General features: G+C 59.9%; 25 protein-coding genes. 16 read left to right on the top strand and 9 right to left on the bottom strand.

The features are described from left to right. Positions 1 to 156 precede the first annotated feature (156 nt). From EZV60_RS08350 to preA, 8 genes are all read left to right on the top strand, one after another. On the top strand, positions 157 to 1,557 hold the full coding sequence (locus EZV60_RS08350) for a selenium-binding protein SBP56-related protein (RefSeq protein ID WP_135504270.1): 1,401 nt from the start codon (positions 157 to 159) through the stop codon (positions 1,555 to 1,557). 4 nt (positions 1,558 to 1,561) lie between these two features. Next, entirely contained in the window at positions 1,562 to 2,215 is a 654-nt protein-coding gene (locus EZV60_RS08345) for a hypothetical protein (protein WP_135504268.1), read from the top strand. Positions 2,216 to 2,292: 77 nt separating this feature from the next. Further along, positions 2,293 to 2,637, top strand: a complete 345-nt coding sequence (locus tag EZV60_RS08340; RefSeq protein WP_135504266.1) for a Lin0512 family protein — start codon at positions 2,293 to 2,295, stop codon at positions 2,635 to 2,637. Then, complete coding sequence (locus EZV60_RS08335; protein ID WP_135504264.1) at positions 2,637 to 3,005, top strand: Lin0512 family protein; 369 nt, start codon at positions 2,637 to 2,639, stop codon at positions 3,003 to 3,005. Before EZV60_RS08340 ends, EZV60_RS08335 begins: the two co-directional genes overlap by 1 nt. An 82-nt stretch (positions 3,006 to 3,087) precedes the next feature. After that, positions 3,088 to 3,855 carry a FadR/GntR family transcriptional regulator gene (locus tag EZV60_RS08330; RefSeq protein ID WP_135504262.1) on the top strand — a complete coding sequence of 256 codons (768 nt, stop codon included), beginning with the start codon at positions 3,088 to 3,090 and terminating at the stop codon, positions 3,853 to 3,855. Positions 3,856 to 3,962: 107 nt separating this feature from the next. Continuing rightward, positions 3,963 to 5,288: an NAD(P)-dependent oxidoreductase gene (locus tag EZV60_RS08325; protein WP_135504259.1), complete on the top strand. Its 1,326-nt coding sequence runs from the start codon at positions 3,963 to 3,965 to the stop codon at positions 5,286 to 5,288. A 1-nt stretch (position 5,289) separates the two neighbouring features. Continuing rightward, positions 5,290 to 6,075 carry an Fpg/Nei family DNA glycosylase gene (locus EZV60_RS08320; protein WP_135504256.1) on the top strand — a complete coding sequence of 262 codons (786 nt, stop codon included), beginning with the start codon at positions 5,290 to 5,292 and terminating at the stop codon, positions 6,073 to 6,075. Positions 6,076 to 6,086: 11 nt separating this feature from the next. Next, complete coding sequence (gene preA / locus EZV60_RS08315) at positions 6,087 to 7,391, top strand: NAD-dependent dihydropyrimidine dehydrogenase subunit PreA (protein ID WP_135504254.1); 1,305 nt, start codon at positions 6,087 to 6,089, stop codon at positions 7,389 to 7,391. A gap of 248 nt (positions 7,392 to 7,639) precedes the next feature. Here preA and EZV60_RS19065 read toward each other — a convergent pair whose 3' ends face one another. From EZV60_RS19065 to EZV60_RS08305, 3 genes are all read right to left on the bottom strand, one after another. Next, complete coding sequence (locus EZV60_RS19065) at positions 7,640 to 7,813, bottom strand: hypothetical protein (RefSeq protein ID WP_167853484.1); 174 nt, start codon at positions 7,811 to 7,813, stop codon at positions 7,640 to 7,642. 90 nt (positions 7,814 to 7,903) lie between these two features. Next, positions 7,904 to 8,086: a hypothetical protein gene (locus tag EZV60_RS08310; protein WP_135504252.1), complete on the bottom strand. Its 183-nt coding sequence runs from the start codon at positions 8,084 to 8,086 to the stop codon at positions 7,904 to 7,906. A 157-nt stretch (positions 8,087 to 8,243) separates the two neighbouring features. Then, a complete protein-coding gene (locus EZV60_RS08305; protein WP_135504249.1) occupies positions 8,244 to 8,870 on the bottom strand; it encodes a TetR family transcriptional regulator C-terminal domain-containing protein in 627 nt (208 codons plus the stop codon). 219 nt (positions 8,871 to 9,089) lie between these two features. Between EZV60_RS08305 and EZV60_RS08300 the strand changes: the two genes are divergently transcribed. The 7 genes from EZV60_RS08300 to EZV60_RS08270 all read left to right on the top strand — a co-directional run bounded on the left by EZV60_RS08300 (position 9,090) and on the right by EZV60_RS08270 (position 15,949). After that, positions 9,090 to 10,340, top strand: a complete 1,251-nt coding sequence (locus EZV60_RS08300; RefSeq protein WP_135504247.1) for a Zn-dependent hydrolase — start codon at positions 9,090 to 9,092, stop codon at positions 10,338 to 10,340. Between the two features lie 79 nt (positions 10,341 to 10,419). Then, the gene (gene hydA / locus EZV60_RS08295) at positions 10,420 to 11,883 is read left to right on the top strand and encodes a dihydropyrimidinase (RefSeq protein WP_135504245.1); all 1,464 of its coding nucleotides are present in this window, start codon (positions 10,420 to 10,422) and stop codon (positions 11,881 to 11,883) included. 1 nt (position 11,884) lies between these two features. After that, positions 11,885 to 12,220, top strand: coding sequence for a hypothetical protein (locus tag EZV60_RS08290; protein ID WP_135504243.1), 336 nt, complete (start codon positions 11,885 to 11,887; stop codon positions 12,218 to 12,220). 142 nt (positions 12,221 to 12,362) lie between these two features. Next, positions 12,363 to 13,169, top strand: a complete 807-nt coding sequence (locus EZV60_RS08285) for an ABC transporter ATP-binding protein (protein ID WP_135504241.1) — start codon at positions 12,363 to 12,365, stop codon at positions 13,167 to 13,169. Between the two features lie 39 nt (positions 13,170 to 13,208). Next, the gene (locus EZV60_RS08280) at positions 13,209 to 14,081 is read left to right on the top strand and encodes an ABC transporter permease (protein WP_135504239.1); all 873 of its coding nucleotides are present in this window, start codon (positions 13,209 to 13,211) and stop codon (positions 14,079 to 14,081) included. Continuing rightward, complete coding sequence (locus tag EZV60_RS08275) at positions 14,081 to 14,926, top strand: ABC transporter permease (protein ID WP_135504237.1); 846 nt, start codon at positions 14,081 to 14,083, stop codon at positions 14,924 to 14,926. The genes EZV60_RS08280 and EZV60_RS08275 overlap by 1 nt, the downstream gene beginning before the upstream one ends. A 30-nt stretch (positions 14,927 to 14,956) precedes the next feature. Then, the gene (locus EZV60_RS08270; protein WP_135504234.1) at positions 14,957 to 15,949 is read left to right on the top strand and encodes an ABC transporter substrate-binding protein; all 993 of its coding nucleotides are present in this window, start codon (positions 14,957 to 14,959) and stop codon (positions 15,947 to 15,949) included. A gap of 57 nt (positions 15,950 to 16,006) precedes the next feature. Here the strand turns inward: EZV60_RS08270 and EZV60_RS08265 are convergent, their stop codons facing one another. Continuing rightward, positions 16,007 to 17,353 (bottom strand): TrkH family potassium uptake protein, encoded by a 1,347-nt coding sequence (locus EZV60_RS08265; protein ID WP_135504232.1) that lies wholly within the window; start codon positions 17,351 to 17,353, stop codon positions 16,007 to 16,009. Between the two features lies 1 nt (position 17,354). Beyond that, positions 17,355 to 18,011: a potassium channel family protein gene (locus tag EZV60_RS08260; protein WP_135504230.1), complete on the bottom strand. Its 657-nt coding sequence runs from the start codon at positions 18,009 to 18,011 to the stop codon at positions 17,355 to 17,357. Between the two features lie 289 nt (positions 18,012 to 18,300). Here EZV60_RS08260 and EZV60_RS08255 point away from each other — a divergent pair, with 289 nt between their 5' ends. Beyond that, positions 18,301 to 19,782 (top strand): D-alanyl-D-alanine carboxypeptidase family protein, encoded by a 1,482-nt coding sequence (locus tag EZV60_RS08255; protein WP_167853491.1) that lies wholly within the window; start codon positions 18,301 to 18,303, stop codon positions 19,780 to 19,782. A gap of 114 nt (positions 19,783 to 19,896) precedes the next feature. Here the strand turns inward: EZV60_RS08255 and ccoS are convergent, their stop codons facing one another. The 4 genes from ccoS to EZV60_RS08235 are packed head-to-tail and all read right to left on the bottom strand — an operon-like array spanning position 19,897 to position 24,272. Beyond that, a complete protein-coding gene (gene ccoS, locus EZV60_RS08250; RefSeq protein WP_135504228.1) occupies positions 19,897 to 20,055 on the bottom strand; it encodes a cbb3-type cytochrome oxidase assembly protein CcoS in 159 nt (52 codons plus the stop codon). A gap of 6 nt (positions 20,056 to 20,061) precedes the next feature. After that, the gene (locus EZV60_RS08245; RefSeq protein WP_135504226.1) at positions 20,062 to 22,242 is read right to left on the bottom strand and encodes a heavy metal translocating P-type ATPase; all 2,181 of its coding nucleotides are present in this window, start codon (positions 22,240 to 22,242) and stop codon (positions 20,062 to 20,064) included. A 6-nt stretch (positions 22,243 to 22,248) separates the two neighbouring features. Further along, positions 22,249 to 22,704, bottom strand: a complete 456-nt coding sequence (locus tag EZV60_RS08240) for a FixH family protein (protein WP_210115073.1) — start codon at positions 22,702 to 22,704, stop codon at positions 22,249 to 22,251. Further along, positions 22,704 to 24,272, bottom strand: coding sequence for an RdxA/RdxB/FixG family protein (locus tag EZV60_RS08235; protein ID WP_425353559.1), 1,569 nt, complete (start codon positions 24,270 to 24,272; stop codon positions 22,704 to 22,706). Before EZV60_RS08235 ends, EZV60_RS08240 begins: the two co-directional genes overlap by 1 nt. Positions 24,273 to 24,362: the final 90 nt, after the last annotated feature.

Raw genomic sequence — 24,362 nt, 5'->3', positions numbered from 1 at the left:
TTCCCCCGGTCCATCAGCCGCCGTTATTTGGAACGGCGGCTTTTTAATTGGCAAGGGCTTGCATGCGTTCAACTATCAATTGTCCGACAATTCATTCTGTGGCAGGCTTTCCGACGCGGACAGAAAAACAACGGCGCCGCACAGGGAGGAATTTCAATGAACCTAAGACCGGACCCCACATTTTATCCGACACCAAAGATCGCGATGGAGGCCCCCGCCGAAAAGCTGGCCTTTACGCTGATGCTAAGCCCCGATGGCTCTCAGCCGGACGGACTTGCGGTTGTCGATGTCGATCCTAGTTCCAAAACCTACAGCCAGATCGTTCATCAGGTCATCATGCCCAACAAGGGCGATGAGTTTCACCATTTCGGCTGGAACGCCTGTTCTTCGTCGTTGTCCCCGCTGAGCGGTCACGCCTTTCTGGAACGCCGTTACCTGATCATTCCCGGCATCCGGTCCTCGCGCATTTACGTCATCGACGTCAAAGAACCGCTGAAGGCCAAGATCCACAAGATCATCGAGCCCGAGGAAGTCTTCGCCAAAACCGGCTATTCGCGCCCCCACACCATCCATTGTGGCCCCGAAGGAATTTACGTCTCGACCCTTGGCGGCGGCGGCGAGGACGGCACCGACGGCCCTCCGGGCATCTTCATCATGGATTGCGAAACCTTCGACATTCTCGGCCGCTACGAGATGGATCGCGGCAAGCAGGACAAGCACTACGATTTCTGGTGGAACCTGCCGCGCGACTACATGGTCAGCTCGGAATGGGGTCTGCCGCCGCAATTCGAGAACGGCATCGTCGCCGAAGATCTGCTGTCGAACAAATACGGCCACTCGATCCATTTCTGGAACCTGCGCGAGCGCAAGAACGTGCAGACCATCGATCTTGGCGAAAACCACCAGATGGCACTGGAAATCCGTCCCGCCCATGATCCGGCCAAGGACTATGGCTTCTGCGGGGTCGTCGTGGACACGACAAACCTTCAAGGCGCGATCTTCACCTGGTGGCAAAAGGACGACGGCACATTCGAGGCCAAGAAGACCATCACCATTGACCCGCGTCCCGAAAAGCCGGAAAACCTGCCGCCTCTTCTGCAGGGGTTCGAGGCCGTACCGCCGCTGGTCACCGACATCGACCTCAGCCTCGATGACAAGTATCTCTATGTTGCCTGCTGGGGCATGGGCGAGATGCACCAGTATGATGTCTCCGACCCGATGAACCCCAAGCTCGCCGGCAAGGTCGAACTAGGCGGCATCGCCCGTGGCACCAAGCACCCCAATGGCAAGGATTTCGCCTACGGCCCGCAAATGGTTGAGATCAGCAGAGACGGCAAACGCGTCTACTGGACCAACTCGCTCTATTCGACCTGGGACGATCAGTTCTATCCCGATGACGAGGGAGGTCAGATGGTCATGGCCAATGTCGGCGAAAACGGCGGTCTGGAGCTCGACAAGGACTTCTACCTTGAATTTCCGAAAGGCTACCGCAGCCACCAGATCAGGCTAGAAGGCGGCGATTGCTCCACCGACAGCTTCTGCTACCCCTCCGTCTGAAGCCTTGGAAGAGATAACCACGACGACGGCCCTGTGGTGGGCCGTTGTCGCCTCGGGTCTTTATCACGGGCTCAATCCCGGAATGGGCTGGCCGCTAGCTGTGTCCGCGGCCCTGATGGATCGCAAACGCGGAAGCCTGTATCGCGCTCTGGCAGCACTGGCGGCCGGCCACCTTATCGCCATGATGGCGATACTTTTCCCCTTTTCGGCCCTGATGTGGCTGGCGGAATGGCAGCGCGCGCTACAGATCGGAGCCGCGGTGCTGGTGATCGCAATGGGTCTGTACCTTCTGATCAACCGACGTCACCCTCGTTTTCTGGCCCGGGTGCCGCCGTCCAAGCTTCTTTTATGGTCCTTTCTTGCCGCCATGGCGCACGGTGCGGGCCTGATGCTGGTCCCGATTTACCTGGGCATTTGCCAGACTACAGGCGCGGGTCATCTCGCCGCCGGAACGCTGATGAGCAGCAATTTCGCTGTGGCCCTTGTCGTGGCCCTTGCCCATACGCTTGCGATGACGACCGCCGGAGGCGCGCTTGCTTTAGGGGTCTACCATTGGCTCGGACTGAAATTCCTCTCGAAGACCTGGTTCAATCTGGATCTTGTCTGGGCATTGAGCCTTATCGCTGTCGGCCTCTTCGCCCTTGTCACCTTGCACTGACTTGCGCTTACATCCGGGTCGGCACACCCAAGTCCAGCGTCTATCGCAGGACACGTTCAGAAAGGACCAGCGAAACGATGCCCAAACACCGGCTTCTAACCGAATTCGGCATCGGCACGTCTTTGCGCCGTCAGGACTACACCGCCGCCGCCCAACGCGCGGTCGAGGACGCGCTTTGGCGGAATTCCATCAATCTTGCCGAACTTTTTGGCCAGCCCAAGGAAGCCATGCTGATCGACGTGGAGATCGCTGTGCAAGATCCCCGAGCGGTCGACACCGCCCAGGTGGCTGCTGTTTTCCCGTACGGTCAGGTGACCGTCACGGCCGACACAGGCGGCCTTGACGTTCCGCGACCGGACGGCCCACCGACGGTGATCGCCAACGCCGCGATCCATGTCAGCCTGGATTTGGAGCCAAAATGATGACCGAACGTCGCTTCATTCTCGAAATGGGCATGGGCAACGACCTGCACGGCATGAGCTATCAAAAGGCCGCCGCCCGTGCGATCGAATCCGCGTTTCGCCGCTCGACAATCCCGATGTTTGAAACCACACCGCTGGAACATACCCAGATGCGTGTTCAAGTCACTGTCGGCGTACGGGAACCCGACAAGCTCGACACCGACGCGCTGTCGGCCATGATGCCGCGCGGTCGGGCGCAAGTGACGGCTGTCGAAGGGGGGCAGAACCTTCTGAACCCGGAGACAGGTGAGACAATCGTCGTTGCGACCGCTGCAGTCGAGGCCTTTCTGCCGGACCAGTCCGCACATTGGCGCGCACGCTCGTCCTGAACGACATACCGCCCGTCAAGCTTGCCAGCCGGACGGCACCGGTCATATGATTTGACCAGTTCATGCGACGGCGGCCGGCCTAATGCCCTTTGAAAAAGTTACTCCCGAAAAGCTGTCCTCGGCAGTCACGCGTCAGATAGAAAAGCTGATCCTGCGCGGTATTCTGCGTCCCGGAGAGCGCCTGCCGTCCGAACGCGAGTTGGCAGATCGCCTCGGCGTTTCACGCCCCTCCCTGCGCGAAGCGATTGCTGATTTGCAGCAAAAAGGCCTGTTGAGCACACGTGCGGGTTCGGGGATTTTCGTGGCTGACGTCCTTGGAAATGCATTCTCGAAGGGACTGATCCGGCTGTTTGCCGAACATGACGAGGCGGTCTTTGACTACATCGCCTTTCGCCGCGACATGGAGGGATTGGCCGCAGAGCGCGCTGCGCGGCTTGGCTCGGACACCGATCTTCAGGTGATCGCAACTCTCTTCGAAAAGATGGAACAGGCCCACAAGCTGACCAATCCGGAGCGTGAAGCGCGGCTCGATGCGGAGTTTCATATGGCTATTATCGAAGCAAGCCACAACGTGATCATGCTGCACATGATGCGGTCTATGTTTCAGCTTCTACAGGAAGGCGTTTTCTATAATCGGCAGGTCATGTTCCGGCAACGCATGACGCGATCGGCCCTTTTGGATCAGCACCGCGATATCAACACGGCGCTGCAGGCCCGCGATGCATCAGCCGCGCGCGACGCGGTGATCGCGCATCTCGATTTCGTACGTCGATGCCTGCAGGATCAGAAAGACACCGATCGGCACGAAGCCATCGCGCGCCAACGTCTTGAGCATGAAAAGACCCGGTGATCCCGGGCATATTTGTATTTCCAAGCTGCCTAAATTTTACCATTTGATAAAAAATATTTCTGTGAGATAGTGATCCCGACAGCCGCGAGACATCGGAGATCCGCGCCATGAGCCAGACCACGCTGACCCCCGGAATAGCCGCCGGCCGCCTCGATGCCGAAACGCTGGCCGAGAACTTCTCCGATCTTCACCCGCCGCTGGATGCGCATGAAGCATTTGTCGCCGCAGACCGATGCTATTTCTGCCACGATGCACCCTGCATAACAGCGTGCCCGACCGATATAGATATTCCCCTTTTCATTCGCCAAATTGCGACCGGCACGCCCGAAGCCGCGGCGGAGACCATCCTGTCGCAGAATATTCTTGGCGGTATGTGCGCCCGCGTCTGCCCGACAGAGACCCTGTGCGAAGAGGCTTGCGTGCGTGAGGCCGCCGAAGGCAAACCGGTACAGATCGGCCGCTTGCAGCGCTATGCCACCGACACATTGATGCAAGCAGGCAAGCACCCTTTCACCCGCGCCGCACCAACCGGAAAATCCATCGCCGTGGTCGGCGCCGGCCCTGCGGGTCTTGCCTGTGCGCACCGATTGGCCATGCACGGCCACGACGTGACGCTTTTTGATGCGCGGTCCAAGCCCGGCGGCCTGAACGAATTCGGCATCGCCGCCTACAAGACAGTGGATGGCTTTGCACAAGCGGAAGTCGACTGGCTTCTGAAAATTGGTGGAATTACCGTCGAGACAGGCAAGGTGCTTGGCCGGGACATCACGCTTGAAGCGCTCAAATCCCAGTATAAAGCGGTATTCCTCGGGATCGGGCTTGGCGGCGTGAACGCGCTTGGCTTAGGCGACGAGGAAAAGGACGGGATATCCGATGCGGTCGATTTTATCGCCGGATTGCGTCAGGCCGAGGATCTGACCGCCCTGCCCGTTGGACGTGATGTGGTTGTGATCGGTGGCGGCATGACAGCCATCGACGCGGCGGTGCAGGCCAAGGCGTTGGGTGCACTCAACGTGACGCTGGTCTACCGTCGGAGACGGGACCGGATGAACGCCAGCCGGTTCGAGCAGGATCTCGCGGCCTCCAAAGGCGTGCGGATTATCTGCAATGCGATGCCGAAGGCTGTGCACGGCAACGGCGCCGTACGCGAAGTGGAATTCGAATACACCGATGATGATCTGACGCCAACGGGCGAGGCGTTTCGTATTGCCGCCGATCAGGTGTTCAAAGCCATTGGACAAACCATCTCTGGAAAAGATCTGCCTGATCTGGAAGGCCGCAAGATAAAGGTCACCGGTGCAGGTCGAACCTCGCTTGCCGGCGTGTGGGCCGGGGGCGATTGTGCGGCAGGCGGCGACGATCTGACCGTGACGGCTGTGGCCGAAGGACGCGACGCCGCCGAGGATATCGACGCACATCTTACTGGCGACTGAGATGCCGGAACTGCCCGAATGCGAAGCCAACCGCCGCCGGGTCGAGGATCATTGTCTCAATCGGACGATCGAGGCCATAGAGATGGGCGAGACATCGCACATGGATCTGCCCGGCGACAATGCGCGCGGGCAATTGATGGGTCGGCAATTCACCGAAACGCGGCGGCACGGCAAGGAGATCTTTGCGGGCTCGAAAACCGGGCCGTGGATAACCGTATCTCTTGGCATGACAGGGTCGCTACGGCCATATGATGCCGGCGAGGCCGCGCCCGATTACGCGCGTATGACCTTTGTTTTCGAGGGAGACCGGCGCTTGGCATTCCGCTGTCCGCGCAAGCTTGGCTGGATTCGTATGATCGACGACCCGGACGATTGGATCGCCAAAACGGGCCTTGGCCCCGACGCGATGGACATCGACCGCGAAAACTTCAGGTCGGTGATCGGTGGCACTCGCGGTGCGGTAAAATCGGCGCTCATGGCGCAGAAAAAGATCGCGGGCATTGGCAACCTTTGGTCGGACGAGGCGCTGTTTCACGCCGGTATCGCGCCGGACGTGCGGGCCGATCGCCTGTCGCAGACTCAACTCGACCTGCTTTTCGACAAGATGCGCGAGGTTCTCGGCCTCCTCCTCGACGCCAATGCCGATTACAACCACATTCCCAACAGTTGGATTTTCCCGCATCGTGACGAGGGCGCATCTTGTCCACGATGCGGCGGCACGATTGCACGCAAACGTGTTGGCGGGCGCTCCGCCTATTATTGCCCCGGCTGTCAGCCCCGTACCTGAGGAGATTTCCCATGGCAGACCTGACCACGACATTCATCGGCATCACATCGCCCAACCCGTTCTGGCTGGCGTCCGCGCCACCTACGGACAAGGAATACAATGTCCGCCGCGCCTTCGACGCCGGCTGGGGTGGCGTGGTCTGGAAGACATTGGGCGAAGAAGGGCCGCCCGTGGTCAACGTCAACGGCCCCCGCTACGGCGCGATATGGGGCGCGGACCGGCGCCTTTTGGGATTGAACAACATCGAATTGATCACTGATCGGCCCCTGCAGACAAATCTTGATGAAATGACGCGCGTAAAGCGTGACTATCCCGACCGCGCACTCATTGCATCGCTCATGGTCCCCGTGGACGAGGACAGCTGGAAAAATATCCTCGCGCGGGTGATCGACACCGGCTGCGACGGGGTTGAACTCAATTTCGGCTGTCCCCACGGGATGAGCGAGCGTGGCATGGGCTCGGCAGTTGGCCAGGTGCCGGAATACGTCCAGCAGGTCACGGAATGGTGCAAGATGCATTCTAACCTGCCGGTGATCGTAAAACTGACGCCGAACATCACCGATATCCGAAAGCCCGCACAAGCGGCCAAAGACGGCGGCGCCGATGCGGTCAGCCTGATCAACACGATCAATTCCATCACCGCCGTCGATCTCGACAGTTTTGCGCCGGAACCCACCATCGACGGAAAGGGGGCGCATGGCGGCTATTGCGGGCCGGCGGTCAAACCGATCGCGCTCAACATGGTGGCCGAGATCGCTCGCACGCCGTCACTTTCCGGCCTGCCGATTTCAGGAATTGGCGGTGTGACCACATGGCGCGACGCGGCTGAATTCATGGCACTTGGCGCAGGCAACGTACAGGTTTGCACCGCGGCGATGACCTATGGCTTCAAGATCGTTCAGGAAATGATCTCGGGCCTGTCTCAGTATATGGATGAAAAAGGTTTCGCGACCACGGCCGATCTCGTCGGTCGCGCTGTCCCCAACGTAGTCGACTGGCAGCACCTGAACCTCAACTACGTCACGAAAGCGCGTATCGACCAGGATCTTTGTATCAAGTGTGGAAGATGTTTCGCCGCCTGCGAGGACACGTCGCATCAGGCCATATCGATGTCCTCCGACAGGACATTCGAGGTGATCGACGCCGAATGCGTGGCTTGCAATCTATGCGTCAATGTCTGTCCTGTCGAAGACTGCATCACGATGGAACAAATGCAACCCGGTTCGGTCGATCCCAGGACTGGTGAAGTCGTGCAGAAAGACTATGCCAACTGGACGACCCATCCAAACAATCCGGGGCGATGCGCGGCAGAGTAGGCCCGGTCTAGCAGGATAAACCGCAAAACGGTTTGTCCAGAACCGTGCCGCGTCGACGTGGGATTGGCAGACGTGCTTTATTCCCACAGAACGCGGTCAGGCCGACTGACTGAACCTACCACCCTTAAATGAATGGCGTTCCGCGCGATTTCTTTTTTGCACAGGCATCAACGGTTGCTTAATGAGACAAGGCCGGATCAGAAAGTGCCAAGGATAAGCACACGGTCGAACAAAAGTTCGCCTGTTTCCTAGCTGTCCCCGCCGGTCGTCGGGCGAGCAATTTCAGTTTCGGAGATTTGCAACTCGGTCTTTAGCGAGGCGATCATTTCCTTCAAGGACGCGATTTGCTGTTCTTTTCGAGCATGTTCGGCCGCAGTTTCAGCGCGCAGCTTACCTTGCTTTTGCGCGGAAAGCTCCGCCATAGCCGCTGCTAGTCGTTCTTTGGGAGTTTCCTCGCGCTGAACCTGCGCGCCAAGCAAGCTTTCCCCGGTGGCACGCGATGGCGCCGGCGTTTATTCGTCGGTCTGATCGTCTTGTTTTTCGGTAGTGCGATTGGTCATGGTAGCCCTGTCACCGGCGCGACGGTCCGCATAGCTGCCGCTGGCCCCCGTTTCCGGCCCAGCCGATGCGCCGGTCACGGCAACGGCCTGAATGACAGGTGCCGACTCGGCTGCCATCGGCGTCAGGATAGGCATCGGAGCCGGTCCTGTGATGTTCATAGCGAGCACTCCGAACTCTGAGGATCTCACGATCCAGAGCCCGCATCCATAGGTACAGTATCAAATGACGCGGTCTGAAACGAGCGCGAAGTATCTAGATTTTTAGTGGTTTTCCGATGTCGCCTGAGGGCTTTCACACCGCAAGCATTCGCCGGTAAAGCGTATCGAGAAAGCTCACCGCATCGCCGTGTACGTCTCGGCCAGACATCAAAACCTGTACCTGCGCATCGAAATCCGCGTAATGCTGAGTCGTCGCCCAGATCGAGAAAATTAGGTGTCGACCATCCACCGGCTTCAGGCGGCCCTCGGATGCCCATCGTTCGATCAACTGCGCTGTACGGTCGACCAACGGCTTGAGGTCTGCCTTGAGACCCTCACCAATCATCGGTGCGCCCTGCAGGATCTCATTGGCAAATAGCCGGCTTTCTCTCGGATAGGCGCGGCTCATTTCCAGCTTGCGCTTCACATAGCGCAACAACTCTTCCAGAGGCTCACCATCTGGATCGATCTCGCGCATCGGGGCAAGCCACGTGTCCATGAGAGCGGTCAAAAGCGTCACGTGGATTTCTTCCTTGCCGGCGAAGTAATACAGGATATTGGGCTTGGACAGGCCCGCCGCCCTTGCAATCTGATCGAGGGTTGCGCCCCGGAATCCATGCGCGGAAAAAACTTCGAGTGCGGCGTCCAGGATCTTGCGTCGATTACGCAACTGGATGCGGCTTGGCTTGGTCTCCACCTCATCTGTCCCGATTTGCGCCATGCTCGCCCTTCCGTCATATGCTCAAAAGCTTAGCACCATCTGCCCGGCGCTGACCATAAGCGAAAGCCCGCTCCGCACGAGCGCTTGACAGTTCCGGCCCGCTTCGCAATCGTACTTTTACCATTTGGTAAAAAAGGTGCGGGAAAAGCTGTACAATTTGCGCAAAGCAGGCGCATGCGGCAGGCTTGGTCCGAACCGACGCTCAGACAGGGGGATGCCATGGCCGCACCCGGCGAAAACCTCAAGATCAACGGCGACCGGCTTTGGGATAGCCTGATGGAAATGGCCAAGATCGGCCCTGGCGTGGCGGGCGGCAATAACCGCCAGACTCTGACAGATGAGGATGCCGAGGGGCGCGCGCTGTTTCAATCCTGGTGCGAAGTGGCCGGTCTGACGATGGGCCTTGATACCATGGGCAACATGTTCGCCCGCCGCGAGGGCACCGACCCCGACGCGCTTCCGGTTTATGTGGGCAGCCATCTGGATACCCAGCCCACCGGCGGAAAATACGACGGCGTGCTTGGCGTTCTTGGCGGACTCGAACTGATCCGTACGCTCAACGATCTGGGAATCAAGACGAAGCATCCGATCGTGGTGACAAACTGGACCAACGAGGAGGGCACACGGTTTGCGCCCGCGATGCTGGCGTCGGGCGTGTTTGCGGGCATCCACGATCAGGCCTGGGCGGAGGCGCGCGAGGACGCGGCGGGCAAGAAATTCGGTGACGAGTTGGACCGCATAGGCTGGCGCGGTGAAGAACCTGTTGGTGACCGCAAGATGCACGCCTTCTTCGAGCTTCACATCGAACAAGGCCCGATCCTTGAAGCCGAGGGTAAAGATATCGGGGTCGTCACACATGGTCAGGGCCTGAGCTGGACGCAGGTGACCATCACCGGCAAGGACAGCCATACAGGCTCCACTCCAATGCCGATGCGCAAGAACGCAGGCCTTGCCATGGCGCGGGTTTTGGAAAAAGTCGAAGAAATCGCCTGGTCGCACGCGCCCCACGCGGTAGGAGCCGCGGGGCATATCGACGTCTATCCCAATTCACGCAACGTGATCCCTGGCAAGGCAGTCTTTACAATTGATTTCCGCTCGCCAGACAAAGCAGTGATCGAAGATATGGTCACCCGCATGAAGACCGCAGCTCAGGCGATTTGCGACGACATGGGGCTTGAAGTGGCTTTCGAGGTGGCCGGCGGCTTTGACCCCGTCGAATTCGACGAAAGCTGCGTGACCGCAGTGCGCAACGCGGCTGAACGGCTGGGCTATAGCCACATGAACATCGTCTCGGGCGCAGGGCACGATGCGTGCTGGATCAACCGCGTGGCACCGACGGCCATGGTGATGTGCCCCTGCGTCGATGGCCTGTCGCATAACGAGGCCGAGGAGATTTCCAAGGAATGGGCGACGGCGGGCGCGGATGTGCTGATGCACGCGGTGGTCGAAACGGCGGAGATCGTCGAGTGATTGAGAACCAGCCCACCAGATCGGCGCGTATTTTCAAAACGATGAAAACGCGACCCGAAGACAAGCAGGGAGACCTATCATGACCACCAAAGTCATCAAGAACGGCACCGTCTGCACCGCCGACCGCGCGTGGAAAACCGATGTCTTGATCGAGGGCGAAACCATCAAACAGATCGGCGAGGATCTGAAAGGCGACGAGTATATCGATGCGGAAGGCGCCTATGTGATCCCTGGCGGCATTGACCCGCATACACATCTCGAAATGCCCTTCATGGGCACCACGGCGGCGGAAACCTTCGAGACCGGCACATGGGCGGCGGCCTGCGGCGGCACAACGATGTTGGTGGATTTCTGTCTTCCCGGCGAGGACGGCTCGATTAAGAACGCAATCAATGAATGGCACCGGAAGTCCGCGCCGCAGATCTGTGCCGATATCGGCTACCACATGGCCGTCACGGGCTGGAACGAGACGATCTTCAATGAGATGAAGGACGCCGTCGATATGGGCGTCAATTCGTTCAAGCACTTCATGGCCTACAAGGGCGCCCTGATGATCGAGGATGACGAGATGTTCGCCTCGTTCAAGCGCTGCGCCGAACTGGGCGCGCTGCCGATGGTCCATGCCGAGAACGGCGATCTCGTGGCGGAACTGCAGGAGAAGTATTTCAACCAGGGCATCACCGGGCCGGAGGGGCACGCCTATTCCCGTCCGCCAGAGTTGGAGGGCGAGGCCGCGAACCGCGCCATCACCATCGCCGACACAGCCGGAGTACCGCTTTATATCGTGCACGTGTCCTGCGAGCAGGCGCATGAGGCGATCCGGCGGGCACGGCAGAAGGGGATGCGCGTCTATGGCGAGCCTCTGGCGCAATTCCTGACGCTAGATGAAAGCGAGTATTTCAACAAGGACTGGGATCATGCCGCGCGCCGCGTGATGTCGCCACCCTTCCGCGACAAATCCCATCAGGACAGCCTCTGGGCCGGGCTCCAGGCGGGATCGTTGCAGGTCGTGGCAACCGATCACGCAGCGTTTTCCACCGAGCAGAAGCGGCGCGGACGCGAGGATTTCCGGATCATTCCCAATGGCTCCAACGGGCTGGAGGAACGCATGCCGGTGCTATGGACCCATGGGGTAGAAACCGGGCGGCTGACCCCGCAGGAGTTCGTTGCCGTGACCTCGACCAACGTCGCCAAGATCCTCAACATCTATCCCAAAAAGGGTGCGCTCGTGGAAGGCGCGGATGCCGATATCGTTGTCTGGGATCCGAAGATCACCAAGACGATCTCCGCGTCGAACCACCACTCGATCCTCGATTACAACGTCTTCGAGGGCTTCGAGGTCACGGCCAACGCGCGTTACACCCTGTCGCGCGGCGAGGTGATCTGGGCCTGGGGGCAGAACTCGCAGCCCCAGCCCGGTCGAGGCCGCTTCGTGCCGCGCCCTGCCTTCCCCTCGGCGCACACTGCGTTGTCTAGGTGGAAGGAACTGAATGCGCCGAAGATGATCAAACGCGACCCGCTCAACATTCCGGCGGGCATCTGAGATGCGCCAATTGCTGATTGGTTTTTTGCTCTTCTGCGCAGGCCCGGCGTCTGCGCAGCTTGGCCTTAGCCTTGGCAACCCCGAAGGCTGTACGAAAATCAACACAGGTGAAAGCGTGGAGAAAGAGCGCGAGATGGCGATCATCGCCGGACATCTGAACCTCTACGGCAATATCTGCATGATTACGGCAATCCAGACAAATACACTAATGGCAACCTGTCCCGGCGAGAAGGACAGCCGCAAGAAGGTCTTTGGCATCACCCGCACCGCCGACGGAGACGGGGTAACCCTGACCCTCGACGACGGCCGCATCGAAGAACTGCGTCCATGCAACTAGACCCAAACGGACACTATGCCTGCGAAATAATCGCAAGGCATCTTTTGACCTTGGGTTTTGCGAGCATCCGGCTTGACACCGGCGGCGCGCTCGGGCCCGGTCGGTGCGCAGGTTTTCTGCCCTCCACCCAGAACTGGAACGCATGACCACGATACAGACCAACGCCCCGACACCCGCTGTCATCTCGGCCCGCGACCTGTCTTTGACGTTTCAGACCGGGGATGGACCCGTGCATGCACTCAAGAACGTTTCGCTCGACATCGAGAAGGGGGATTTTGTGTCCTTCATCGGTCCATCGGGCTGTGGAAAGACCACCTTCCTACGCTGCATGGCTGATCTAGAGCATCCCACTGGTGGCTCGATGACCGTCAATGCCGTTACGCCCGAGGAAGCCCGCCGCGCACGCGCCTACGGTTATGTCTTTCAGGCGGCAGGACTTTACCCTTGGCGCACAATTGGCGGCAATATCAGGCTTCCGCTGGAAATCATGGGCTACGACAAAGCCGAGCAGGCAGACCGCGTGCGCCGCGTTCTGGATCTGGTGGATTTATCAGGTTTCGAAAAGAAATTCCCCTGGCAGCTTTCAGGGGGCATGCAGCAACGCGCCTCCATCGCACGCGCCCTTGCTTTTGACGCCGACATTTTGCTGATGGACGAACCCTTCGGCGCCTTGGACGAAATCGTGCGCGACCACCTGAACGAACAGCTTCTGGAACTATGGGCCCGTACGGAGAAGACGATCTGCTTCGTTACCCACTCGATCCCCGAAGCGGTCTATCTGTCCACCAAGATCGTCGTAATGTCGCCGCGGCCAGGCCGGATCACGGATGTGATCGAAAGCCCACTGCCAAAGGAGCGACCTCTCGATATTCGCGACACACAAGCGTTTCTCGACGTGGCGCATCGCGTCCGCGAAGGACTTCGTTCGGGGCACGGCGATGACACGTGAACAGGGTGGCACAAGCGAAACCATGATGCGGGTTCTTTCATGAAACGCGTTCTGCCCATCCTCACGGTGGTCGTCGCGATCTTTGCGTTGTGGTACGCCGCCGCCGTCTGGCTCAACGCGGCATGGGCCTATGACAAAGCGGAGCGAGCCGAAAGAACGTTGTCCATCTCGGAACTTGTCACCGACACATGGAGCCAGGACAAGCCTAAGCTGCCCGCCCCGCATCAGGTCGCGGCAGAGATCTGGAAAACGACCGGCGAAATGGCTCTCAATGGACGCGCCTTTTCCAAGCGCTCACTGATCTACCATAGCTGGATTACCTTTTCTTCGACCGCACTCGGCTTTCTTCTGGGAACGGCGCTCGGAGTCGCCCTCGCCATCGGGATTGTCTACAACCGTACGATGGACATGTCCGTAATGCCTTGGGTGATCGCGAGCCAAACCATTCCGATCCTCGCAATTGCGCCAATGATCATCGTCGTACTCAATGCCGTGGGTATCTCGGGGCTACTGCCCAAGGCGATGATCTCGATGTACCTGTCGTTCTTCCCTGTCGTGGTGGGGATGGTGAAAGGCCTGCGCAGCCCCTCGGCCATGCAGCTTGATCAAATGCGCACTTGGAACGCCAGCCCGTCCCAGACCTTTTGGCGGCTGCGGCTGCCCTCGTCGATGCCGTATTTCTTTACCTCTCTCAAGATCGCGATGGCGGCTAGTCTCGTGGGCGCAATCGTCGGGGAATTGCCGACTGGCGCCGTCGCCGGGCTTGGCGCGCGCCTGCTGGCCGGAAGCTACTACGGTCAAACAATTCAAATCTGGTCGGCGTTGTTGATGGCCGCAACCCTCGCCGCTTTGCTTGTTGGGCTCATCGGAGTCTTGCAGAGGCTGACGCTCAGACGGATGGGGATGGCGTGATGGCATGGCTTGCGGCAGGGCTCTTGTTTTGGGCACTCGGGTGGTGGATCAATCACCTCCTTGCGCACCGCCCACGTACGACCGCAACGCGCTTGGCCGTGCCGATCATTTTCGGTCTGACGGTCATTGCCATCTGGGAATGCCTCGTACGCGGCCTCGGCATCTCACCCGTGCTGTTGCCGCCGCCCAGCCAGATTGCCGCTCGCTTCGCCACCTCGACCGCGATCCTGTGGGAAGACTTTGTGCAGACGGCCCTCAAGGGTGCACTGACCGGATATATCATCGGGTGCGGCGCAGCTTTCCTGACTGCTATCGCTATCGACCGTTCGCCTTTCCTCCAACGCGGCCTGTTGCCCGTGGGAAATTTCGTGGCGGCGCTACCAATTATCGGTATGGCCCCGATCCTGGTCATGTGGTTCGGCTTCGACTGGCAATCGAAGGCGGCCGTGGTCGTTGTGATGGTCTTCTTTCCCATGCTGGTGAACACCGTGCAGGGATTGGCCGAAGCCGATGCGATGCAGCGCGATCTGATGCGCACTTATGCGGCCGGATACATGACCACTCTGCTCAAACTCCGCCTGCCTGCCGCAATGCCCTTCATCTTCAACGGGCTAAAGATTGCCACGACGCTGGCGCTTATCGGCGCCATCGTGGCCGAATTCTTTGGCTCGCCCGTCAAGGGTATGGGCTTTCGGATTTCCACCTCTGTGGGGCAGCTCGCCCTCGATCTGGTCTGGGCTGAGATCGTGGTCGCCGCGCTTGCGGGCTCTGGCTTTTACGGGCTCGTCGCCTTGATCGAGCGCCGTATCACCTTTTGGCATCCGTCGCAACGGAGCCGTATATGAACCAAAGAAAACCAACCAAGGGAGACTGCCATGAAACATCTCACCACTGCCGCGGCTCTTACGGCCGCAACCCTCTGGGGGGGCCTTGGCCAGGCCGCCGACGAGGTCACGCTTCAGCTTAAATGGGTCACGCAGGCCCAGTTCGCGGGCTACTACGTGGCACAGGACCAGGGCTTTTACGAAGAAGAAAACCTGGATGTGACGATCAAGCCCGGCGGCCCGGACATTGCCCCGGCACAGGTAATCGCCGGGGGCGGCGCGGATGTGGTTATCGACTGGATGCCGTCCGCTCTCGCCTCGCGCGAAAAAGGCCTTCCACTTGTGAATATCGCGCAACCCTTCAAATCCTCTGGCATGATGCTCACCTGCCGCAAGGATGCCGGCGTCGAAACGCCTGAGGATTTTCCGGGCAAGACCTTGGGGGTTTGGTTTTTCGGAAATGAGTACCCGTTCCTGAGCTGGATGAGTCAACTGGGCATTCCCACCGATGGCAGCGACGGCGGCGTGACCGTTCTCAAACAGGGCTTCAACGTCGATCCCCTTTTGCAAGAGCAAGCCGCCTGCATTTCGACTATGACCTACAACGAGTACTGGCAAGTGATCGACGCAGGTCTAAGCCCGGATGACCTCGTTGTCTTCAAATACGAGGATCAGGGTGTCGCCACGTTGGAGGACGGCCTCTACGTGCTGGAGGAAAACCTCGAAGACGCGGCCTTTGTCGACAAGATGACCCGGTTTGTGCGCGCCTCGATGAAGGGCTGGAAATGGGCCGAGGAGAACCCGGAAGAGGCCGCGATGATCGTGCTCGATAACGATGCAACCGGCGCGCAGACCGAAGAGCACCAGATCCGCATGATGGGCGAGATCGCCAAGCTGACGGCAGGTTCGAACGGCGCGCTTGACCCGGCAGATTTCGAGCGCACGGTTGAGTCACTTCTTTCTGGCGGGTCGGATCCGGTGATCACCGAACATCCCGGGGACTCTGCCTGGACCCACGACATTACGGATGCCGCGCTGAACTGATCTGCACTGAGTGTGAGTACCAATGAACCCCGGGCGTTCACGCGCCCGGGGTATTTCTTAGCCAAGGTAAACTTTCGCCTCGGGGTATCGCACGCGGGGCGCGGTACGCGCCGCAAGGAAAAAGCCCAAAGAGAGCGGACCGACGCGGCCCAAGAACATGATCACCATGATCACGGCCCGGCCCAAACCGTCAAGCTCGCCTGTCTGGCCACGCGACAGGCCCACTGTGCCAAAAGCCGATACAACCTCGAAACAGGTGTCGAGAAACGGCCCTTCCTGCGTGAGCGACATCACGAACAAACCCGTAAACATCACGACCACACTTATGGTCCCCAGCGCCATAACCTTGAGCACCTCTTCAAGCCCCAAAGAACGCCCGAAAACGTGCAAAGTCGGCTGACGCCGGAAAAAGGCGATGGTGGCAAGGATCATCACGATCAGCGTCGTCACCTTCACGCCGCCCGCGGTCGATGTCGATCCGCCGCCGACCACCATCAGGACCATGGTCATGAGCGACGCCGCTTCTCCCATGCCGGACGTGTCGATCGTGTTGAAACCCGCCGTTCGCGGTGTCACGCCCTGAAACCAGCTTGCCCAAAGCCGGGCGCCCGTGTCTTCCAGCCCACCCAATGTCACGGGATTGTGCCATTCCAGAACGCCGAAAAGGGCGGTTCCGATCACGATCAGTAGAAACGTCCCGAATATCATCAGCTTGGAATGAAGCGTCAGCGTGCGCCAGCGCCGTTTCTGATACACGTCGCCCACCACGATGAAGCCCAGTCCGCCGAGGATGAACATGAGAGGCACGACGAGGTTGACCACCGGATGCGCCACCCACGCCGACAGGCTATCGGGATAAAGCGAAAACCCTGCATTGTTGAAAGCCGAGATCGCGTGGAAGACCGCGCTCCAACTTCCATGGGCCCAGCCGAACTCTGGAATGAATACAAAAGCGAGAATCACGGCTCCGACCGCTTCGCAGGCTAACGCCACCAGCAGGATCAGCCGTACGAGCTTGCCCAGATCGCTGACGGTCGCTTGATTGAGGTCTTCTCGCAACATCACCTTGTGCGGCATACCGAGCGGAATACCGAATGCAGATAGGACCAGAACGGCAAAAACCATAAGTCCCAAGCCACCGAACTGGATCAGAGCGGCAATGATCCCCTGTCCCAGTACCGTAAAGTCCGCCCCTGTATCGACCACCACCAGTCCGGTCACGGTGACCGCAGAGGTCGCGGTGAAAAGCGCATCGGCGAAGCGCATCGCACCGGTTTGCGACATGGGCAGCCATAAAAGGAAGGCACCCGCCAGGATCATGGACACATAAAGCAGCGCGAGCACGGCGGGTGGTGACAGGCGCAGGCGTGACGAGCCGATTTTCATGTAGGTGCGTCCCGCCATTTCAGAGCTTTGCCGCGAAGTCCCGCAGATCGTCACGCTTGCCAAGCAACAAGAGCAAGTCATCGGCAGCCAGTTCGCAATCCATTCCGTCGCGCCCTATAAACTCGGTCCCGCGCATCACGCCGACACACCGCAGTTCGTGTTCTTCCGTGTGGGCAAGTTCGGACAATGCTTTGCCCTCCAGGGATTCCGGCATGCGGAACCGCACGACGTGATATCCGTTTCCCAGGCTCACGTAGTCGCGCACAAGCGGGTTGTGCAGGACCTGTGCGATGCGCTGTCCGATCTCCACCTCGGGATGGATCACCCGATCTACACCGATGCGCGACAGGATGCGGTGATGTGTACGGCTGAACGCTTTGGCCCAAACTTCCCCCGCACCGACGAGCTTGCAGTTGACTGCGGCGAGCAAGCTCGCTTCGAGATCTTCACCGATGGCCACGAGCGCCACATCGCATTCTCCAACCCCGGCCTCGCGCAAAGCCTCCTCGTCGGTGGCGTCAACAATCAGGGCTTGGCTCAGTTGATCGACATGGCGACTCACGCGTTGCTTGTCGATATCGATACCGATCACGTAATCACCGAACCGCTCGAGATCGGTTGCGATCGTGCTTCCGAAATTGCCGAGTCCGATGATGCCGAAACTTCGCCCTAGCATCGGCCAACCTCCTTGCCGTCATGTGTCATCAGACAAAGAAGTGAAGCCGCGCCCGGCAACTTCAAGGGGCCCCAGCCCGGTGCATACTCGTCGCCACATTCCTGCCACATTGGCAGGTCTTGCGCACGGTCCTGCACTGGCCACTACATGTGATCCCACAAGACCTCGAAGCGCCGGAAAATTGCGTAAAATTCGGACTTTATCGATATCGGGCCCTGTGGTAGTGTTGTTCTATAAATCAAGCCAGTCGGAAAACCGGCGGCGAACGAGGCAGAGAAAGAGCAGTTCCATGAAGGCTCGGAACCGACACCCCATCAGGTGGGGTCTCGTCGCTTTGGCGACGATCTGGATGCTGGTGATCGTGCCATTGAGCGCGGCAGCGGCCCCTTATGCAGCCCTGGTGATGGACGCCCGATCGGGCGAGGTCCTTCACTCGCGAAACGCGGATACGCGACTGCACCCGGCATCGCTGACCAAGATGATGACGCTTTACATTGTTTTCGAAGCGGTCGAGCACGGCGAGATTGACTTGGACACCAAGGTGAAGATCTCGCGACACGCGGCCTCCGAGCCGCCGTCGAAACTGGGGCTTAAAGCCGGGCAAAGCATCCGTCTGCGCTATCTCATCCGCGCAGCCGCCGTTAAATCGGCAAATGATGCGGCCACGGCACTTGCAGAGGCGATCGAAGGATCCGAGGCGGCTTTTGCCCGCAGGATGAACCGCACCGCCAAGGCGCTTGGCATGACCCGCACCACCTTCAAGAATGCGCATGGGTTGACCGAAGCGGGTCATCTTTCGACCGCGCGCGACATGACCATTCTCGGTCGCCACCTGTTTTACGACTACCCCGAGTACTACAATCTTTTTTCCCGCATCACGGCCGATGCAGGTGTCCGCAAGGTCTACCACACGAACCGCAAGCTTCTTGGCAGCTACCGCGGCGCTGACGGTATCAAGACCGGTTACACGCGAGCAGCGGGCTTTAATCTGACAGCCTCGGCGGAGCGCGGCGGCGAACGGATTATCGCCACTGTCTTTGGCGGCCGTTCGACGGCATCGCGAAATGCCAAGGTCGCCGAATTGCTGGACCTCGGATTCAATCGGGCGCCTTCGCGGGTCGCGGTGCGTCAACCCGTGAAGCCGCCCTATCTTGGCAAATCAGGTACCACTGCCCCGATTGTTGTTGCGAAATCCGGAAAGGCGCCGGACGGGGCCTACGGGAAGACCGTGCGCCTTGCCTCCGCCGCCGCTGTCCGATCAAGCCTGCGACCAAAGCTGCGTCCCGGCCACGAGACTCCGGCGCCGGTTCTGGTCGCCAGCAAAGCGGATATCGAGAAAGCGCTTGCCGCGGCAACCGAACCAACAGCAGCAACGCCTGAGGTGGCAGCGGTGACACCCAAAGCACGTCCGGAAGACCTTGTTCTCACCAGCGCCCGCGCGATGGGCAGCACGGCCCCCAGTCCGCGGGTCGAACCCGCAGGCGATCCTGTACAGCAGGTGGTCAATCGCATCTCAACGTCGGGCGGACGGCATTGGGGCATCAACGTCGGCCGTTATCCCAGCCAGTACAAAGCGCGCAAGGTTTTGCTTAAAACGGCGCTCAACGAAATGGAAACGCTCGACGGCAGCCTGCGCAAGGTCATCAAGCGGCCCACAGGCTTCGACGCCAATTTCATGGGAATGACACGTGAAACGGCGGATCTGGCCTGTCGCCGACTGCAGGCCAAGCAAGTCACCTGTTTCATGATAGAGCCGGGTGGCGGAGCCTGATCCGAAAGCGTTGCTGCGCCAAACGGGTTTTTATTGATGAGGGGCATAGCCCCTCAAACTCCCGAATCCAATTGCAGCCTGCTGAAGATTGCACCGCACGCGTGTGTACCTGACTCAAGTCTTTGGACGGTCGTCGTAGTCTCCACTCAGAATACGGCGGGCATCGCCATCGGGATCATCATACTGGTTGGTTTTCACTGTCCAGATGAAAAAACCAAGCCCGAACCCGCCGAGAACAAGCGAAATCGGGATGAGATAGGCCAACATCGTCATCGTTTGTTACCTCAGTCGCAAGGCGTTAAGGGAGACGGTAACCGAACTTGCCGACATCGCCAAGGCGGCGATCAAGGGCGTGGCTAATCCGGCCACCGCCAAGGGGACCGCGATCACGTTGTAAAGCGTGGCGATGCGGAAGTTTTCCCGAATCCGTCGCGTTGCCTTTTGCGCCGTGTCGCATGCCAAAGGTACCGGTGACAGGTCACCGCCCAGAAGGACGATGTCGCTGGCCGCCCGCGCGGCATCCAGCGCGGACGCCGGTGAGATCGATACATGAGCCGCGACGAGCGCAGCGGTATCGTTCAACCCGTCCCCGATCATGAGTACGCGGTGCCCGTCCCGCTGAAGCGCTTCTATCCGCGCCACCTTGTCCCCGGGTAGCGCTTCGGCGATCCAGTCTGTCACGCCGAGGCGTGTCGCCAGAGCGGAAACCGCAGGGGCCGCGTCGCCCGACATCACGATCACATTACGGCCACTCTCCCGCAGCGCGCGCACCGCGTCCTCTGCCCCGTTGCGCAGCGCGTCGGCGAAAACGAATGCCACTGGCGCGGCATCGCCGACTTTCAGAAAACTGGCCGTCTGCGGCAGCCCCTCGGCCCCGACCCACGCCGCACGACCCAATCGGACCGGACGTCCATCAAACACGCCTTCGGTGCCAAAACCCGGTACTTCGCACAGATTCGCAACCTCTGCCGGTGCGACGTCTGCGGCGCGCGTTACACGCAGGATCGCCTGCGCCAGCGGATGCGCGGATCCCTCGGCAAGCGCGCGGGCGATCCCGAGGTCCCGGCGCGATAAAGCGTCAAGATTGGTCAGTTCCGGCGCGCCTGCGGTCAGGGTTCCGGTCTTGTCGAACACCACAGTATCAACCTCGGCCAGACGCTCCAGCGCGGTTTCGTGCTTGATAAGCATACCGCGCCGAAACAGTCGCCCGCTGGCCGCTGTCGTCACGGCCGGTACAGCGAGCCCAAGGGCACATGGACAGGTAATAATGAGGACCGCAGCCGCGATATTGAGCGCGGTGCGCATGTCAAAAGTATAGAGATACCATCCCAGAAACGCCAAAGCCGAAAGGATGTGGACGCCCGGCGCGTAAAGCTTGGCCGCCTTGTCGGCAAGCGAGGTATAGCGCGACCGACCGGATTCCGCGATCGCAACCAGATCGGCCATGCGATGCAGCGAGGTATCCTGCCCGACAGCGCTCGCCCTCAGGGTCAGTGGCCCGGAAAGATTAACCTCGCCGGCGCTTACGGCCTGGCCCGGTTCGGCGAAGACAGGCAGCGTTTCCCCCGTCAAAAGTGAGCGGTCGATCTCGGACCGACCCTCTATGATCTCACCGTCAACGGGCATCCGCCCCCCAGGACGGACCCGTACCAGGTCGCCCACGCGCAAGTCCGCGACGCCCACTTCGGTCTCGTCTCCGTCTCGCAACACCGTGGCGCGAGGCACCTCAAGCGCGGTCAGCTCTTGCGCGGCGGAACGCGCGACGGCACGCGTACGGTGATCAAGGTAACGTCCTGCCAGAAGAAAAAACGTCAACGCGATGGCGGCGTCGAAATACGCATGGTGGCCCGACAGCGCCGTTTCCCAAAGCGATGTAACGACGGCCAGCAGGATCGCCAACGAGATTGGCACATCCATGTTCAGCCGCCCCTGCCGCAGCGCGGCCCACGCGTTGCGAAAGAACGGCTGACCGGAGAAGGCGATCGCGGGCAAGGCGATAGCCGCTGAGATCCAGTGGAACAGATCGCGGGTTGCGTCCTCTGCCCCTGACCAGACCGACACAGAAAGCAGCATCACGTTCATCATCGCAAAGCCCGCAATCGCCAGCCGCATCAGAAGCTCGCGACCTGCGCGGTCCGCGCCGGCTATGTTCAGGCTGCCCGCATCAAGCTCGTGCGCCTCATAGCCGAGCACCTCCACGGCGGCGATCAGGTCCGCGACGGTCACCTCCTGCGCGGCGTCGATCTGAACGCGCTTGAGAGTCAGGTTGACGCGCGCGCGCCGCACGCCCTCGTGCCGCGCCAGCCCATTCTCGATCTTGGAGATACAGGCCGCGCAATGAATACCCGGCAACGAAAGCGCGATCTGCCCCGGCGCGACCTTGCCCCGTACGGCAATCTCTTCGGCGGCCGGGGCGGCGGCACATGCCGGGCAGGCAGAGGGGCGCATCGCAACCGTCATCGACCTCTACTCCTTTATCAAGACGACACGCTGGCGAAACTCCGTCCCGTCCTGGGCAAGCGCACGCATCCGGATATTCCAGTTCCCGTCGCCCAAGGGCACGGGCGCGCTGTAATTCACCCCATCGAAACGAAATTCTGGCGTGACGTCATCCTTGACGTGTGTCGCGCGACCCACCGTGGCGGCCAGCTGTGCCGCTTGAACGGCGCGTCCGGCCGCGTCACGGATCGAGAGTTTCAAAACCCCGTCCTTGTGGTGGGCTGACACCGTCCAGCCCAAGGCCTCCTGCGCCTCACGACGATCGTCAAAAGTCTGACTCGCCACATAGGAATTCTTGACTTCGAGGCCCGGAAAGGTCTTCACCGCCGATACTGCTAAGGCGAGATTAACCGCGACAATCACGCCAAACGCAGCCACGAAGCCGATCAGGACGTGCTTTCCCGTGATCTCTCGCTCCGCCATCAATTCGCCTTTCCGTTGAAAATCGTGTCCTTGTAAGCCCGGTCGCCATTCGAGATGTCTTCCACCCAGAGTCGGACATCGATCCGTTCGGATTGCGCCGGAACGGATCCCGGCGGTGCGATCAGGTAGACGCGTTGAAGATGCGTTGTATCGGCAGGCACCTCCACGGTTTGATAGGGTGTGCCTTCAAGCTGTGCACGCACGGCAGGATCGCCGGTCACGGAAATCCGATACGGCCGCGCCTCGCCCTGCTTGTTGCGCAGGCGAACCTCATAGGTGTTTCGGATAGAGCCGTCCGACAGAGTTACGTAGGTCGGGTTGCGAACAGGTGCGACTGTGATGTCGACCTCCGGACGAATGAACAGCGCAAAGACCAGACCGACGCCCACCAGCGACCACAGCGCCGTGTACATGATCGTGCGTGGACGCAGGATATGGCTCATGATCGGCTTGGGCGGCTTACCCTCCCGTTCGCGGATCTCGTCGGTCAGCGCCATGTAATCGATAAGACCACGCGGCTTCCCGACCTTGGCCATTATATCATCGCAGGCGTCGATGCACAGCGCGCAGGTAATGCATTCCAGCTGTTGACCATCGCGGATATCGATCCCCATGGGACAGACATTCACGCAAGCCAGGCAATCAATGCAGTCTCCATAGGCCGTCTCTGACGTATCCTCTGGGGCGACAAGGTCCGTATTTTCATTCGGCATGGGCGTGCGGGCATAACTGCCTCCGGCCGTGGGACCGGCTGCATGAGAAGCCGCCTCGGCCGCCATTGCTTCTTTGCTGTTCCGGCGCCGCACATTACCTTTTCCGCGTGGCTCGCCCCGCCAATACCGATAGCCGACAGTCAGCGTATCCTCGTCCATCATCGCGGCCTGGATTCGGGGCCAAGGACAGGCATAAATACAGATCTGTTCACGCGCGAAGCCACCGAAGAAAAAGGTGGTGCCTGTCAGAATGGCGATAGTCGTATAGGCGATGGGATGCGCATCTAGAGTGAACAGATCGCTCAAAAGCGTCGGGGCATCTGTGAAATAGAACACCCACGCCCCGCCTGTCGCAATCGCAATGATGAGCCAAACAAGCCATTTGGTTAGCCGCAGCCGAACTTTTCTGAAATCCCACTTCTTTTGCCGATGAAGGCGCAAACGGGCATTGCGGTCGCCTTCGATCCATCGCTCTACGAGAATGAAAAGATCGGTCCAGACGGTTTGTGGGCATGCGTAGCCGCACCAGACACGGCCAAGCGCGGACGTGAACAGGAAAAGTCCGAGGCCCGCCATCACCAGAAGGCCGGCAACGAAATAGAACTCGTGCGGCCATATCTCGATCCAAAAGAAGAAGAACCGGCGGTTCGCCATGTCCACAAGTACCGCCTGGTCCGGCAGGTTTGGTCCTCGGTCCCAGCGGATCCACGGCGTCAGATAATAGATCCCAAGCGTGACGGCCATGAGACCCCACTTCAGGTTACGAAAGTTGCCGCTGACGCGCTTGGGAAAGATTGGCTCTCGAGCGGCGTAAAGGCTAGGCGGCGCCTCTGGCTGATCTGCGGGCACGGGCAAAAACTCCGATAAACGGTTCTGTTCGCTAGGGTGCTTTTTTCACGCGGACGCGTCCAGAACTTTGACCTGTATCAACAGCAAACGTGACGC

The organism is Roseovarius aestuariivivens, assembly GCF_004761875.1.
Taxonomy (GTDB): Bacteria; Pseudomonadota; Alphaproteobacteria; order Rhodobacterales; family Rhodobacteraceae; genus Roseovarius; species Roseovarius aestuariivivens.
Note: the sequence above shows the minus strand (reverse complement) of the source record. Positions and strands in the feature narration are given on the sequence as shown.

Coding starts and splice junctions, on each gene's coding strand:
- EZV60_RS08350 (WP_135504270.1), top strand. CDS start 157: ATGAACCTAAGACCGGACCCCACATTTTATCCGACACCAAAGATCGCG.
- EZV60_RS08340 (WP_135504266.1), top strand. CDS start 2,293: ATGCCCAAACACCGGCTTCTAACCGAATTCGGCATCGGCACGTCTTTG.
- EZV60_RS08335 (WP_135504264.1), top strand. CDS start 2,637: ATGACCGAACGTCGCTTCATTCTCGAAATGGGCATGGGCAACGACCTG.
- EZV60_RS08330 (WP_135504262.1), top strand. CDS start 3,088: ATGCCCTTTGAAAAAGTTACTCCCGAAAAGCTGTCCTCGGCAGTCACG.
- EZV60_RS08325 (WP_135504259.1), top strand. CDS start 3,963: ATGAGCCAGACCACGCTGACCCCCGGAATAGCCGCCGGCCGCCTCGAT.
- EZV60_RS08320 (WP_135504256.1), top strand. CDS start 5,290: ATGCCGGAACTGCCCGAATGCGAAGCCAACCGCCGCCGGGTCGAGGAT.
- preA (WP_135504254.1), top strand. CDS start 6,087: ATGGCAGACCTGACCACGACATTCATCGGCATCACATCGCCCAACCCG.
- EZV60_RS19065 (WP_167853484.1), bottom strand. CDS start 7,813: ATGGCGGAGCTTTCCGCGCAAAAGCAAGGTAAGCTGCGCGCTGAAACT.
- EZV60_RS08310 (WP_135504252.1), bottom strand. CDS start 8,086: ATGCCTATCCTGACGCCGATGGCAGCCGAGTCGGCACCTGTCATTCAG.
- EZV60_RS08305 (WP_135504249.1), bottom strand. CDS start 8,870: ATGGCGCAAATCGGGACAGATGAGGTGGAGACCAAGCCAAGCCGCATC.
- EZV60_RS08300 (WP_135504247.1), top strand. CDS start 9,090: ATGGCCGCACCCGGCGAAAACCTCAAGATCAACGGCGACCGGCTTTGG.
- hydA (WP_135504245.1), top strand. CDS start 10,420: ATGACCACCAAAGTCATCAAGAACGGCACCGTCTGCACCGCCGACCGC.
- EZV60_RS08290 (WP_135504243.1), top strand. CDS start 11,885: ATGCGCCAATTGCTGATTGGTTTTTTGCTCTTCTGCGCAGGCCCGGCG.
- EZV60_RS08285 (WP_135504241.1), top strand. CDS start 12,363: ATGACCACGATACAGACCAACGCCCCGACACCCGCTGTCATCTCGGCC.
- EZV60_RS08280 (WP_135504239.1), top strand. CDS start 13,209: ATGAAACGCGTTCTGCCCATCCTCACGGTGGTCGTCGCGATCTTTGCG.
- EZV60_RS08275 (WP_135504237.1), top strand. CDS start 14,081: ATGGCATGGCTTGCGGCAGGGCTCTTGTTTTGGGCACTCGGGTGGTGG.
- EZV60_RS08270 (WP_135504234.1), top strand. CDS start 14,957: ATGAAACATCTCACCACTGCCGCGGCTCTTACGGCCGCAACCCTCTGG.
- EZV60_RS08265 (WP_135504232.1), bottom strand. CDS start 17,353: ATGGCGGGACGCACCTACATGAAAATCGGCTCGTCACGCCTGCGCCTG.
- EZV60_RS08260 (WP_135504230.1), bottom strand. CDS start 18,011: ATGCTAGGGCGAAGTTTCGGCATCATCGGACTCGGCAATTTCGGAAGC.
- EZV60_RS08255 (WP_167853491.1), top strand. CDS start 18,301: ATGAAGGCTCGGAACCGACACCCCATCAGGTGGGGTCTCGTCGCTTTG.
- ccoS (WP_135504228.1), bottom strand. CDS start 20,055: ATGACGATGTTGGCCTATCTCATCCCGATTTCGCTTGTTCTCGGCGGG.
- EZV60_RS08245 (WP_135504226.1), bottom strand. CDS start 22,242: ATGACGGTTGCGATGCGCCCCTCTGCCTGCCCGGCATGTGCCGCCGCC.
- EZV60_RS08240 (WP_210115073.1), bottom strand. CDS start 22,704: ATGGCGGAGCGAGAGATCACGGGAAAGCACGTCCTGATCGGCTTCGTG.